This is a genomic window from Flavobacterium sp., from assembly GCF_046296355.1.
Classification (GTDB): domain Bacteria; phylum Bacteroidota; class Bacteroidia; order Flavobacteriales; family Flavobacteriaceae; genus Flavobacterium.
Genome location: NZ_JBKBLM010000007.1, coordinates 55,793 through 70,528, shown reverse-complemented (window position 1 = coordinate 70,528; position 14,736 = coordinate 55,793). Strand labels below are relative to the sequence as shown.

General features: G+C 38.2%; 9 protein-coding genes. 3 read left to right on the top strand and 6 right to left on the bottom strand.

Features of this window, described 5'->3' with window-relative positions; translation table 11 throughout:
* Nucleotides 1-62: 62 nt before the first annotated feature.
* The 5 genes from ACK4HO_RS05285 to recG all read right to left on the bottom strand — a co-directional run bounded on the left by ACK4HO_RS05285 (nucleotide 63) and on the right by recG (nucleotide 8,641).
* Nucleotides 63-926, bottom strand: a complete 864-nt coding sequence (locus ACK4HO_RS05285) for a bestrophin family protein (protein ID WP_409663573.1) — start codon at nucleotides 924-926, stop codon at nucleotides 63-65.
* A gap of 31 nt (nucleotides 927-957) precedes the next feature.
* The gene (locus tag ACK4HO_RS05280; RefSeq protein WP_409663570.1) at nucleotides 958-2,265 is read right to left on the bottom strand and encodes a TolC family protein; all 1,308 of its coding nucleotides are present in this window, start codon (nucleotides 2,263-2,265) and stop codon (nucleotides 958-960) included.
* Nucleotides 2,266-2,270: 5 nt separating this feature from the next.
* Nucleotides 2,271-5,357 carry an efflux RND transporter permease subunit gene (locus tag ACK4HO_RS05275; protein WP_409663567.1) on the bottom strand — a complete coding sequence of 1,029 codons (3,087 nt, stop codon included), beginning with the start codon at nucleotides 5,355-5,357 and terminating at the stop codon, nucleotides 2,271-2,273.
* Between the two features lie 2 nt (nucleotides 5,358-5,359).
* Entirely contained in the window at nucleotides 5,360-6,418 is a 1,059-nt protein-coding gene (locus tag ACK4HO_RS05270) for an efflux RND transporter periplasmic adaptor subunit (RefSeq protein ID WP_409663565.1), read from the bottom strand.
* Between the two features lie 114 nt (nucleotides 6,419-6,532).
* The gene (gene recG, locus ACK4HO_RS05265) at nucleotides 6,533-8,641 is read right to left on the bottom strand and encodes an ATP-dependent DNA helicase RecG (protein WP_409663562.1); all 2,109 of its coding nucleotides are present in this window, start codon (nucleotides 8,639-8,641) and stop codon (nucleotides 6,533-6,535) included.
* A 90-nt stretch (nucleotides 8,642-8,731) separates the two neighbouring features.
* On the opposite strand from recG, the gene ACK4HO_RS05260 reads away from it, so the two are divergent.
* The 3 genes from ACK4HO_RS05260 (at nucleotide 8,732) to ACK4HO_RS05250 (ending at nucleotide 13,337) form a co-directional block, all read left to right on the top strand.
* Complete coding sequence (locus ACK4HO_RS05260) at nucleotides 8,732-10,825, top strand: M1 family metallopeptidase (protein WP_409663559.1); 2,094 nt, start codon at nucleotides 8,732-8,734, stop codon at nucleotides 10,823-10,825.
* Nucleotides 10,822-11,727, top strand: coding sequence for a patatin family protein (locus ACK4HO_RS05255; protein ID WP_409663556.1), 906 nt, complete (start codon nucleotides 10,822-10,824; stop codon nucleotides 11,725-11,727). The genes ACK4HO_RS05260 and ACK4HO_RS05255 overlap by 4 nt, the downstream gene beginning before the upstream one ends.
* A gap of 74 nt (nucleotides 11,728-11,801) precedes the next feature.
* Nucleotides 11,802-13,337, top strand: a complete 1,536-nt coding sequence (locus tag ACK4HO_RS05250; protein WP_409663553.1) for a YifB family Mg chelatase-like AAA ATPase — start codon at nucleotides 11,802-11,804, stop codon at nucleotides 13,335-13,337.
* Here the strand turns inward: ACK4HO_RS05250 and ACK4HO_RS05245 are convergent.
* Nucleotides 13,334-14,683, bottom strand: coding sequence for a hydroxymethylglutaryl-CoA synthase family protein (locus tag ACK4HO_RS05245; protein ID WP_409663549.1), 1,350 nt, complete (start codon nucleotides 14,681-14,683; stop codon nucleotides 13,334-13,336). The two genes, ACK4HO_RS05250 and ACK4HO_RS05245, sit on opposite strands and share 4 nt — an antisense overlap.
* Between the last annotated feature and the right edge of the window lie 53 nt (nucleotides 14,684-14,736).

Genomic DNA, 14,736 nt, shown 5'->3' with positions numbered 1-14,736 from the left:
GAGATAAAACAAAATTGTGTCGTTTATCGATGATTGTTTAGATTAAGAAGACGAAAGAATCTTTACAAGATTTCCTCTACATGTCGTTTGATGTTTTCAGCGATTTTTCCGGTTGGTAAATCGTTGGCATCAGTACCAAAAGGATCTTCGATTTCTTCTGCAATTAATTCAAGCGAAGCCAAAACATAGAAGATAAAAACCACTACAGGAATTACATAATAACCCAAACTGAATACATAGCCAAAAGGCAAAGTCATCACATAAAAGAAAATAAATTTCTTAATGAATGCACTGTAGGAATAGGGAATAGGGGTATTTTTGATTCGCTCACAAGCGCCACAAACATCGGTAAATGATTGTAATTCAGCGTTCAAAATAATCAATTGGTCCCCTGAAATTTTACCACTTTGGTGTAAGTCATGTATTTTTTGGAACAAAACCAGCGCCACTTGGTTGGGTTTGTGCTTTTGGTGGTTGATTTTCAATTCGACGTCTTCGAACAGGATTTGGCCAACTTCTTCATTGCTTAAATGTTTGGATAAAATGGAAGCATAAGTTGGAATTAAAAACCGCAAGTATTTTTTATCGTGTTCGTCTTTTAGTATGGCTGAAAGTTTGATGGCTAAATTGCGGCTGTTGTTCACCAAAGAACCCCAAAGTTTTCGGCCTTCCCACCAACGATCGTAAGCGGTATTGGTTCGGTATGCCAACAACAAGGAAATGACAAAACCTAACATGCCATGCATGATGGAAATGTTTTTGACATGGCTTTCTTGTGAGAGTTTCCAATACTCGACTTCTAAATAACAAATTCCTGCAGAATATAGTCCAATGAATATCATCATCGGAAACAATTGGCGGAAAGTATCGGCTTTGTGAAATCTGAAAATAAAAGTAATCCAGTCTTTTGGGTCGTATTTTACCATTTTGTTTTGTTAATTTGAGTCCAAAAATACATTAAAAAGTCAAATTCCCGGCCAATTCTTTTAAAGTGATTTCATAAATTTTGGTCAAATACATCGCATTGCTGTAACGTACTTTGGCATCCAAAAAATTCTGTTGTGCTGTTCTGAACTCAATAGGCGTAATGGTTCCGATTTTGAATTTAGACAAAGTGATGTCTAAATTTTGCTCTGCTATTTCGAGGTTTTTAGCTTCTACTTTAGTTAGTTCTAAATTAGTTGCATAACTCGCAAACGCCGAATTCAATTGGCTTTCCAGACTTCTTTTTTGTTGTTCCAAAGTTACGTTGGCGTTTTCCAATTGGACTTTAGCAATTTTTTCATTGCGATTTTGCAGATTACCGTTAAAAATAGGAACCGAAGCATTAATGCCATAAACCAAACCGCGACCCGAAGATTGCGTCACAAATCCCAAAGATGCTTCTGAACGCGTAAAATTGTAACCAGATGTAATTCGAACCGTTGGATAACGACCGGCTTTGACTTGTTTTAATTGTTGTTCCGCACTGTTTTTGGTCAGTAATTGCGCTTGTAATTGCGGATTTTGAGAGTCGGCAGCCGATTTGAGTTCGTCATAGTTGAGTTGTTCATCAACCGAAATTTCATTGGTTACAACAAAATCCGTTTGGACATCACGGGCTAAAATTTCGTTCAAACGAATCTTAGCGGTTTTGATTAATTCCTGCTGTTTGAGTTGCAAACTTTTATCCGAATTCAAATCGACTTGTGCATTCAACACTTCCAATTTCGATGCTTTTCCTATACTATAACGGTTTTGCGCCGTATTGACTCTTTCCTGTGAAATGACAATCGCAGTATCAATCGCAGCCAATTGTTGTTGCTGTTGTACCAAATCGAAATAGTTCAAATAAACATCACTGATTCTGGTTAGGATGGCCAATTTCAATTCGGCTTCACCTTGTTTTTGCAAAATGTTGAGTTGTTCTTTTCGGGCAAACATTCTCATGCCGTCAAAAACTGTCCAATCTAAACCAACACCGTAAGTCAAGTTCATATTTCGTGCGCCATCCAAAGTTCTTTCCGAACCGTCAGCTTGGGTTTGCGTGGTATTTAAAATGCTGTTATTGTTTACCACTGTAGCGCTAACAGTAGGCAACATTCCTGCATTTCCGATGTTGTTGCTGAGTTCGTCAACTTTGAGTTCGTTTTTGGCCAACTTTATGTCGTAGTTGTTTTCCAAAGCGATTTTTAAGGCATCTTCCAGTGGCAATACTTCTTGTGCTTGTATTTTTGGCACAAAAACCAACAGTAAAAAGAGGCTATATAATGATATCAATTTCATAAGACTTATTTTTCTAAAGCTTCTAAATTATCAAATTCAGGTCGGTGTTTCTTTGCTTTCGACCACATTAAATAGAAAGCCGGAATTACGAATAAGGTCAGAATCAAAGAGAAAATCGTTCCGCCGACAATTACAACACCCATTCCAATTCTACTAGTGGAAGCTGCACCAAGTGACAACGCAATAGGTAATGCACCTAAAGCAATCGCTAAACTGGTCATCAAAATCGGTCGCAAACGCGCTTCAGAAGCTTGTATAATTGCATCATATTTAGACAAACCCTGTTCACGCAATTGGTTCGCAAATTCGACGATTAGGATTCCGTTCTTCGTGACGAGTCCAATTAACATCACGGTTCCAATTTGGCTAAAGATATTCCACGTTTGGCCAAACAACCAAAGCGAGAATAATGCTCCGGCAACCGCCATTGGCACAGTTAAAATAATAATAAACGGATCGATAAAACTTTCAAATTGCGCTGCTAAAATCAAATAAATCAACAGCAATGCCAAGACAAAAGCGAATATCGTATTCGAACTACTTTCTACGAAATCGCGTGATTCTCCGCCTAAATCAGTGGTGAAAGTGTCGTCTAACACTTTAGCTTTAATTTCGTCCATCGCTTCAATACCATCAACCATACTTTTTCCCGGTGCTAAACCTGCTGAAACCGTTGCCGACATGTATCGATTATTGTGATACAATTGTGGCGGATTGCTTTGTTCATCGACTTTCACGACATTGTCCAACTGAATCAATTCGCCTTTGTTATTTTTGACAAACATGGAGGTTAAATCTAATGGTTCATCTCTATCTTTTTTGTCAAATTGTCCAATGACTTGGTATTGTTTTCCGTTGCGCATGAAGTAACCAAAGCGTTGTCCGCTCAAGGATAATTGCAATGTTTGCGCCACATCTAAAACCGAAATACCTAAGCTTTCCGCTTTCTCTCGGTCGATGGTCACATTGATTTCAGGTTTGTTGAATTTCAAGTTGACATCTACGTTGGAGAAAGTTTCATTTTTATTGGCTTCTTCCATAAACTGCGGAATCTTTTCGCGCAATTTTTCAAAATTCTGTGCCTGAATAATATACTGAATCGGCAAACCACCACGACGGTTTACGGCGATAGTCGGTTGCTCGGAAACGGTTACTTTGGCTTGCGGATATTTTTTCGTCCATTTGGTAAAATCATCCGCGACTTCTTTTTGAGATTTCTCTCTTTCTTCCGGATCTTTTAAGGCCATTCTGATTCTTCCGGTGTTTACTGAAGACGACATAAATCCGGGTGAAGTTATTACTAAGGCAATTCTTTTCTCGGGAATACTGTCGTTGATGAGTTTTGACAAGTCTCGCATGAATCGGTCAGTGTAATCAAAAGTCGCGCCTTCCGGAGTTGTAACACCAACGATTACCAAACTTCTATCATCATAAGGTGCGGTTTCTTTCGGCAGAATAGAGAAGAACAATGCAATCAATCCCAAACAAACAATTACTATTGGAAAACTTAGCCATTTCTTTTGCATAAAACGTTCCAATGACGAAGCGTAACCTTTGTTTAAACCCACAAAATAAGGTTCGGTAAAGTTGTAGAATTTGGTTTTCTTTTGTTCGCCGCCTTTCATCAAATACGCGTTCAACATTGGCGTAAGCGTTAAAGAAACAAAGGCCGAAACCAAAACTGCCGCACCAATGACGACGCCAAACTCTCGGAACAATCTACCTACGAAACCTTCTAAGAAAATGATGGGTAAAAATACCGCTGCTAATGTGATGGAAATTGAGATAACCGCAAAGAAAATTTCGTTTGAACCTTTGATCGCGGCTTCAATCGGCGACATGCCTTCTTCGACTTTTTTGAAGATATTTTCCGTGACTACGATTCCGTCATCAACAACTAATCCTGTCGCCAGAACGATGGCTAAAAGTGTCAAAACGTTTACTGAGAAACCGCACAAATACATAATGAAAAACGTAGCTATCAACGAAACCGGAATGTCAATCAGCGGTCGGAAAGCGATAGACCAATCTCTGAAGAATAAGAATATGATTAAAATCACCAAAATAATCGAAATCAAAAGCGTTTCGGCAACTTCGACTATCGATTTTTTGATAAAAAGGGTATTGTCTGAACCGACATTGATTTTGATGTCTTTGGGTAAATCTTTTTGAAAAGCCTCGTATTGTTTGTAAAACTGTTCGGCAATATCCAAATAATTGGTTCCCGGTTGCGGAATTACAGCCAAAGAAACCATCGATTGATCATTGGCTTTAAACTCAGTTTCCAGGTTTTCTGAACCCAATTCGGCCCGACCGATATCATTCAAACGAACGATTTTATCTTCATTGGCAATGATGATAATGTTGTTGAATTGTTTTTCATCGGAAAGATTCCCCAATGTTTTTACTGTCAATTCGGTATTCGCACCGGTTAATTTTCCCGAGGGCAATTCGACGTTTTGTTTTTCTAAAGCCATTCGGACATCGGACACGGTTACGCCATAAGAATTCAATTTTATGGGGTCAATCCAAATGCGCATCGAGTATCTTTTTTGTCCCCAAATTTGAACACTACTCACACCGGGAATCGTCTGCAAACGCTCGGCGATTACATTTTCGGCATAATCGCTCAAGGCCAAAGCGTCTCTGGTGTCACTTTGAACGGTCATCGTAACTATCGGGTCAGAATCGGCATCAGCCTTAGAAACTACCGGCGGTGCATCGATATCTTGAGGCAAACTTCTAACCGCTTGTGATACTTTATCACGTACGTCATTCGCCGCTTCTTCTAAGTTTTTTTCGAGTTTAAATTCGATACTAATATTGCTCGAACCTTGGTTACTCGAAGAAGTAATATTTCGAATTCCGTCGATGGAATTGATGGCTTTTTCTAAAGGTTCAGTAATTTGCGACTCGATAATATCAGCATTCGCACCGGTGTAATTGGTACGCACCGAAATTTGCGCCGGATCAATCGAAGGAAATTCTCTTATGCCCAAATAACTGTAACCAATAATGCCAAAAAGAATAATCGTCAGATTGACAACAATCGTAAAAACCGGTCGTTTGATGCTTAAAGTGGATAAACTCATAATTATTTAAGTTTTACTTTAATATCGGCTTCGTCTTTCAATGACATCACACCCGAAGTCAACACAGTGTCTCCGATTTTCAAACCTGAAGTAATGACTACGTCTTTATCTGTTCGGGTTAGTGTGGTTACTTTTACTTCTTTGGCTTTACCGTTATTGGCAATAAACACTTTTTTGCCATCTTGAATTGGGACAATCGCTTCAGTTGGAATGATGATGGCGTCTTTGATGTTTTTCAAAGGCAATTCGATATTCGCAAATGTGCCCGGAAGTAATTTTCCCCCCGAATTGTCGGTCAAGGCTCTGATTTGTAAAGTTCTTGTAGTCGCTTCAATCGCCGGTTCTAATGCGTAAATTTTGGCGGTGAAAGTGTCAGCTACATTAGGAACGGTGAAGGTGATTTGGTTGTTTTTGTTAATTTCAGTTGCGTATTTTTCAGGAATAGAGAAAGTAATTTTTAGGGGATTGGTACTGACTAATTTGGCAATCAATGTAGTTGGCGTGACATAGGTTCCGGGAGAAATACTTCTTAAACCAATTTTTCCCGAAAATGGCGCTCTAACCGTAGTTTTGCCAATTTGCGCTTGTATCAGTTGGGTTTGTGCTTTAGCAGTTCTGTAATCGGCGCTAGCGATGTCATACTCTTCTTGGCTGATGGCTTCTTTTTGCAAAAGCAATTTGGCTCTTCTTTCGTTTTCTGAGGCCAAACTTTCTCTGGTTTTGGCTTGTGCCAATTGCGCTCTGAGTTCTATGTCGTTGACTTTGAAAAGTACTTGTCCTTTACTGATATTACTGCCTTCTGTAAAAGATATTTTTTCGACAATTCCGGAAACTTCACTTCTGATTTCAATTTGCTCGTTGGCTTCAATCGAACCTGAAAGCGAAATGGTATTCGAGAATTCTTGAGACGTAACGACAAAAGCAGTAACACCAATTGGCGGTTTTTTGCCGTTTTTGTCGTTTCCTTTTTCGTTTTCGGCTTTGTTTTTGGTAATTCTGTAAACAATCATTCCGGCAAGAGCAACGACCAAAACAGTGATGACAATGTGTTTTATTTTCATAGCAAGTAGGCTTGTTTTATTGACTTCGCGAGTTAAGTCTACAAAACTAATTCTTACCGATGAAAGTGGTGGTACAGTTAGTTTTTATTTAACATTTGTAGGTACAAATATTAGCTAGCTAATGTAATTCCAAATATTTTTCTTTTTGGTGAGTTCGATAAAAACTGCCCGAAGATTTTGATGTTCGGGCAAAGTCATCGAAGCATCTTTTTTCAGGAGTTTCATGGCTTCATGTCGTGCCAAAAGTAAAATGTCTTTGTCTTTAACCAAATCGGCTATTTGTAAATTCAACACACCGCTTTGTTGTTTGCCCATAATATCGCCCGGACCGCGGAGTTTTAAATCGACTTCGGCAATTTCGAAACCGTCATTGGTTTTGACCATCGTTTCCAAACGAGTTTTACTATCGCTCGACAATTTAAAAGAAGTCATCAAAATACAATAGCTCTGTTCGGCACCACGACCCACACGACCGCGTAATTGGTGCAATTGGGATAAACCAAAACGTTCGGCACTTTCAATAATCATTACACTTGCGTTGGGAATATTGACCCCAACTTCAATCACCGTAGTAGCGACCATAATATTGGTTTTGCCTTCCGCGAAGCGTTTCATTTCGGCCTCTTTATCGGCAGGTTTCATTTTGCCGTGAACGATAGAAATGCTGTATTGCGGCAACGGAAAATCGCGTGAAATACTCTCGTAACCATCCATCAAATCTTTGTAATCCATCGTTTCGCTTTCCTTGATTAACGGATAAACGATGTAGATTTGGCGACCTTTGGCGATTTCGTCTTTGATGAATTTCCAAACTTTCAAACGATTGCTGTCATAACGATGTACGGTTTGAATCGGTTTTCTTCCTGGTGGCAATTCATCGATGACAGAAATATCCAAATCGCCATACAAACTCATAGCCAACGTACGTGGGATAGGCGTGGCGGTCATCACCAAAACATGTGGTGGAATATCATTTTTTTGCCAAAGTTTGGAACGTTGCTCTACGCCAAAACGATGTTGCTCGTCAATAATGGCCAAACCTAAATTATGGAATTTTACTTTGTCTTCCAATAAAGCGTGAGTTCCGATTAAGATGTGTAAACTGCTATTTTCTAAGGTTTCGTGAATGATTTTTCGCTCTGCAGTTTTAGTCGAACCGGTTAGTATTTTGATGTTGATGTTCAAATCTTTAGCTAATTCGGTTAAACCGTTGTAATGTTGGTTGGCGAGAATTTCCGTCGGTGCCATCAAGCAACTTTGGAAACCGTTATCCAACGCAATCAGCATTGCCATTAAAGCTACAATTGTTTTTCCTGAACCCACATCACCTTGTAATAAACGGTTCATTTGCGCATTGGTACCCATATCGTTTCGGATTTCTTTGAGTACTTTTTTCTGCGCATTGGTCAGTTCAAACGGTAAATGGTTTTGGTAGAAATTATTAAAATGATCACCAACTACCGTAAAAGGATGGCCTTTGATTTTATGCTTACGCACCAAGTTTTTGGTAATCAATTGCAATTGGATAAAGAACAGTTCTTCAAATTTCAATCGGAATTGGGCTTTCGCCAAAAGGTCAGGGCTTTTCGGAAAATGAATGTTGAATAATGCGGCATTTTTCGGAATCAGCTTTAATTCATCGATTAAATATTGAGGAAGCGTTTCGGTAAATTTAGCTTGGGTTTCCAAGAAAATTTGCTGCATCATTTTATTCACCACTCGGTTCGAAATCCCGCGATTGGTCAAGGTTTCTGTCGAGGGATAAACCGGTTGCATTGCGGAACGCAGACTTTGTTCGTGCTCGTTTTGCAATTCCATTTCGGGATGCGCCATGTTGTATTGGCCGTTGAATGAAGTGACTTTTCCAAAAATCACATAAGGCGTATTGAGTTTCAAAGTATCTCGAATCCATTTGTGACCTTGGAACCAGTTGAGTTCCATTTGTCCGGTTTCGTCCACGAAAACAGCGACTAATCTTTTTTTGGCTTTGCCGAATTCGACTGTTTTGATATTGATGATTTTACCAATAATTTGAACTTCTGCCGGATTATTGTTCAACTCGTTGATTTTATAATAACGCGTTCGGTCGATATACCGATTTGGATAAAAATTGAGTAAATCTTCGTATTTATGAATACCAACTTCTTTGCGCAACAATTCTCCGCGTTGCGGACCAACGCCTTTTAGGTATTCGATTGGAGTTTGCAGAAGATTGTTAGACATGGTAAGAAATTGTTAAAGCGAAGATAGTTTTTAATTGGTAAATTTGAAAATACATTACCTTCGTAATAATGAAAACCTACTCTTCAAAACATGAGATATTTTTTTCTTCTTTTTTCCATTTTCACTTTCGCCCAGCAAACGACTAAAGTGGATTTTTTAAAGTGTAATGCTACAGTAGCTCCAAATTTTGGTTTGAAGAAAGTTGTCGGTTCCGCTGTATATCATTTTAATGTTTTAAAACCAATTGATACCATCCGAATTGACGCTAAAAGCATGAATTTTTCTGTGGTGAAAATTAATAATCAACCGGTTAAATTTAAAAATAATTCTAAAGAATTATTACTTTTTGAAGGATTTAAAAAAGGGATGAATTGGGTAAGTTTTAGTTATGATGTTATCCCAAAACAGACTGTTTATTTTGTCGGGCAAGGTGATTCTTCCCAGATTTGGACACAAGGTCAGGGAAAATATACCAGTCATTGGTTGCCGAGTTTTGATGATGTTAATGAGAAAGTCACTTTTGAAATGAGATTTATTTATCACTCTAATTTTGTAGTTGTAGCCAATGGTGTCTTGAAAGATCGAAAAGAAATCGAGAACGGGTTTAAAGTTTGGCATTATGTAATGGAAAAACCAATGTCATCTTATTTACTAGCTTTTGCTGCAGGCGATTTCAGTAACAAAGTCATCGCTTCTAAATCAAGTATTCCGTTGCAGTTTTTTATACAGCCGAAAGACACGTCTAAGTTTGAATCGACGTACAGGCATTCGAAGCAAATATTTGATTATTTAGAGAAAGAAGTCGGTTTTAAATATCCATGGCAAATCTATAAGCAAATTCCCGTGGAAGACTTTCTTTACGCCGGAATGGAAAATACGAGTTGTACCATTTTTGCCCAAGATTATGTAGTAGATGACATTGGTTTTAACGACAGAAATTATGTGAATGTCAATGCTCATGAGTTGGCACACCAATGGTTTGGCGATTTAGTGACTGCAAAATCAGGTAAGCATCATTGGTTACAAGAAGGTTTTGCAACTTATTACGCCTTGTTAGCGGAGCGAGAAGTTTTTGGCGAGGATTATTTTTACCATCAACTATATCGAACGTCTTTGCAACTAAAAAATGCCGCCAAAACCGATATGATTCCGGTGATGCATGAGAAAGCGAGCTTGTCGTCGTTTTACCAAAAAGGTGCTTGGGCATTGCATACTATTCGCGAAGCCATTGGTCCGAAGTTGTTTCAAAAAGCCGTTAAATCCTATTTGAAAAAGTACCAATATAAAAATGTAGAAACGGATAATTTTTTAGCCGAAATAAAAAAAGTAGCACCAACCTTCGATACCGAAAAATTCAAAAAAACCTGGCTGGAAGATTATCGTTTTCAAAACGAAGAAGCGAATACTTTGCTAAAGAAAAATGCTTTTATTCAAACGCTTTTCGAAGCGCAACAATTGCGTAAAAAATCATTGGCAGAGAACAAGCAAAAGTTCACAGAGTTATTGAAATCCAATGTTTTTTATCCTGTAAAAACAGAGATTTTATACCAATTGAAAGACGTTCCCTTTAATGATAAAAAGGAGTTTCTGATATTGGCATTGCAAACCAATAATATTAAAGTGCGTCAAGCTGTTGCAGAGTTTATGGAAGAAATTCCGACTGAATTTAAGTCGATGTATGAATCTTTATTAGACGATGCTTCTTATGAAACCAAAGAAATTGCTTTTATGAATCTGTGGAAAAATTTTCCTGAAAGCAGAAGTGTTTATTTGGCGAAAGCCAAAGATTGGATGGGTAATAATGACAAAAGTTTGCGAGTGTTGTATATCATGGCATTTTTAAATTATGTCGATTCACAAGAAACTGAAGACCAAAATCTGTCCATTACCTATTTACAATTGCATTCAGAATTGGTTCGTTATACTTCGCCACAATATGAAAGTTCAGTCCGCCAAAATGCTCTGATAAACGCCTTAACCATCATGAGCAAGAATCCTGATGTTTTGAAAAATTTAGTTAATGCGACGACGCATCACAAATGGCAGTTCAGCAAGTTTGGTCGGGATAAAATTCGCCAACTGTTGAAAGATGATAGTTATCATGTCTTATTTGAGTCTTTGTTGCCAACTTTACCCGAAAGTGAAAAAGTCCAATTGCAGAAACTGTTAAGTGAAAAACCATGAGAGCTTTAGTAATTTCGGGTGGCGGCAGTAAAGGTGCATTTGCCGGTGGTGTAGCGCAATATTTGATGCAGGAGAACCGACATGAATATGACATTCTCATTGGCAGTTCAACCGGAAGTTTACTCATTCCGCATTTGGCTTTGGGTGAAGTCGATAAGATTTATAACATTTATTCTAATGTTGATATGCGCAGTATTTTTGACATTAGTCCGTTTGTAGTGAAAAATAAAAATACACCCGGAGAAACGGTTTCCATTAACCACTGGAATGTATTGAAGCAGTTTTTAAAAGGCAAACGTACTTTTGGCGAAAGCCATAAATTATTGGGTTACATTAAAGAAAATTTCACTAAAAATGAATTTGCTTTACTCAAATCAACCCCTTGCGAAGTGATTGTTACAGTGACCAATCTTTCCAAAAATGAAGTCGAATACAAGTCGATTAAAGATTATGACTACGATGAGTTTTGCGAATGGATTTGGATTTCCTGCAACTACATTCCGTTTATGTCATTGGTTACCAAAAACGGCTTCGAATATGGCGATGGCGGATTTTCGAGTTTGGTTCCGATTAGAGAAGCCATTAATCGCGGTGCGACAGAAGTAGATGTAGTGATTTTGGAAACCGAAGTCCAAACCCGACCAAAAAAAATTGGCAGAAATCCGTTTTCATTGATGATTGATTTGTTTCAAACACTTTTGACACAAGTCGAAAAGCACGACATTACCATTGGTAAATTGGCAGCAAAAAACAAAGACGTTAAACTCAATTTATACTACACACCAACGCAACTGACAGATAACGCTTTGATTTTTAACAAAGACAAGATGAAAGAGTGGTGGCACAAAGGCTATCAATACGCTAAAAATAAGAGTGAGTTGATGAGTGATAATCTGCAATAAATTTCATTAATATAATCTTACAAAATCATTTTATTGTAATTATTTTACTATTTTTATTTTTTAAAAAGTAAGATATGTTGGTAAAAGTATTTGGTAGTGCTGTATTTGGTGTAGAAGCAACGACTATAACTGTCGAGGTCAATATTGATAAAGGCATTGGCTATCATTTGGTGGGTTTGCCCGATAATGCTATCAAAGAGAGCAGTTACCGAATAGCAGCAGCGCTTAAAAACAATGGTTACGACTTTCCGGGAAAAAAGATTACAGTCAATTTGGCTCCGGCCGATTTGCGTAAAGAAGGCTCGGCTTATGACTTGACATTAGCCATTGGGATTTTAGCCGCTTCAAGTCAAATCAAAACGGATGAAATTGACCAATACATTATCATGGGTGAATTGTCTTTAGACGGAAGTTTACAACCTATAAAAGGCGCTTTGTCTATTGCCATTAAAGCCAAAGAAGAAGGATTTAAAGGTTTTTTTCTCCCCATTCAGAATGTAAAAGAAGCTGCTATAGTTGAGGGATTGGAAGTCTATGGAGTAGAAAATGTGGTACAGGTAATCGACTTTTTTGATGGCAAAGGAACTATTGAACCAACAGTCATCAATACATACGATGAATTTCATAAAACATTAGATTTTCCTGAATTTGATTTTTCCGATGTCAAAGGACAAGAAAGTATTAAACGCTGTATGGAAATTGCAGCTGCCGGTGGCCATAATATTATTCTGATTGGTCCGCCGGGTTCCGGGAAAACAATGTTGGCCAAACGATTACCGAGCATTTTACCACCAATGACTTTGAAAGAAGCTTTGGAAACTACCAAAATCCATAGCGTCGCCGGCAAAACTAAAGAAGTCGGTTTGATGAACCAAAGGCCATTTCGTTCGCCCCACCATACGGCTTCGAGTGTCTCACTTGTCGGCGGTGGCAGTTATCCGCAACCCGGAGAAATCTCTTTAGCCCACAATGGCGTTTTGTTTTTAGACGAATTGCCCGAATTTAAAAGAGAAGTTTTAGAAGTCATGCGCCAACCCTTGGAAGACCGAGAAGTAACAATTTCTCGTGCCAAATTTACGATTACTTATCCATCATCCTTTATGTTAGTAGCGAGTATGAATCCGAGTCCGGGTGGCTATTTCAATGATCCCGATGCACCGGTGAGTTCTTCACCTGCGGAGATGCAAAGATACTTGAGCAAGATTTCCGGACCGTTGTTAGATAGGATTGACATTCACATTGAAGTGACTCCGGTACCATTTGAAAAACTTACTGAAACCAGACCGGCAGAAAGTAGCGTGTTGATTCGGGAACGCGTAACCAAAGCCAGAGAGATTCAATCTAATCGCTTTGAAGCATTGGACAATATTCATTATAACGCTCAAATGAGCACTAAACAAATCAGGACTTATTGTGCTTTGGATGAGGTTTCGTTACAACTTTTAAAAACCGCGATGGAAAGATTAAATCTATCGGCACGAGCTTATGACAGAATTCTGAAAGTCTCCAGAACCATAGCCGATTTAGAACAAGCAAAAACGGTCAATTCCAATCACATTGCAGAAGCGATTCAGTATAGGAGTTTGGATAGAGAGGGTTGGTTGGGTTAATTGAATTTATAATATCTCGCGCCAACCAAAACAGGATTTTCTTTTTCAACTGATTCCAAATAGAATTCGTTTGTCGGAGCCAAAACCGATTGTTTTAATTCTTTTTTATGTAATTTTTCATAAGTTGAGAAATCAATGGCTGTCGCTTGTTCCAAAGTTTCGAAGAGTTTTACTTTCTCAATGGCTGATTGCCAATCAGCTGAGACTTCAGCTTCGAAGACTTTTGATTTTGAACCACTTCCGTAGGCTATGAAACCCAATTTTTTGTTGGACAAATTTGTTTTTTGTTGGAAATGATAACACAACGTTGACAACAATCCCAAGAAAATCGAGCCGGTATAAATGTTGCCAATTTGTCCCGATGCGATTTCGGATGGCAATATTTTAGTATTGACTAAGGCTAAATATTCCTGACTTTTAGCTAAGGCTTTGAGTTTGTCTTTGGTTGTTTCTCCGATTTGAGTTTCTAGTAATTCCGGATTTTCTTTGGCAAAAATTTCAATAAATGTTCTTCGGCCTTGAAAACAATAGGGAAGATGCATTAAAATATTTGACCAGTTTTCATAGACTTTACCGCTTTGATGGCTTTCGGTTTTATAGTGTTCGTAGGCTTCCGAAATTCGGTTGATGTAACACTGATTTGAATATTGTCCGTCGAAAACCGGTTGCTCTTTGTAAATCGCTATTTCGCTTTCTAAAACACCATGCCAATCCGGATTATTTTCTAATTGTAAATCTTCTTTGCTGACAGATCGACGAGGTTTGAAGAAATCAAATACGCCTTGGGTTGAAATTCCGACTTCATTTGAAAAACTCAAAATCGCAGGTTCAGAAGTAATTAACATAGCGATTGATCCAGCGCCTTGAGTGTATTCTCCGGTTGAATTCAAATCGTATTTAGCATTGTCAGAAGCAATTACTATCGCTTTTTTAGTTGGGTTTAACCGAATGTAATCGAGGCAATTTTGTAATGCATCAATCGCACCGATACAGGCAAAAGTCAAATCTACTACATCACAATTTTTGAAACTACCTTCGCCTAAAACATTTTCTAAATTAGATAAAACGTAAGAAGCTACGGGTTTTGAACTGTCGATTCCGCTTTCGGTTCCAACGTATATTCGGTTGATTTCTGAAGGATTCAGGTTTTCTTGTCGGATAAGTTTCAAAGCTGCATTCGAGGCCATTGTCACTACATCCTGATGAACATCAAGGAAACTCATTTTGTGTAAGCCCAAACCTTTGATAAGCTTGTCGGCTTCAATGTTTCTGTTTTCGGCTAAAGTGTTTATGGGAAGGTATAATTGTGGAATATCAAATGCGATACTGTCGATGCCTGCTTTCATTTTTTTTACAATTTTGCTTTGCAAAATTAAAAAAGACAACCTCAAAATGACTT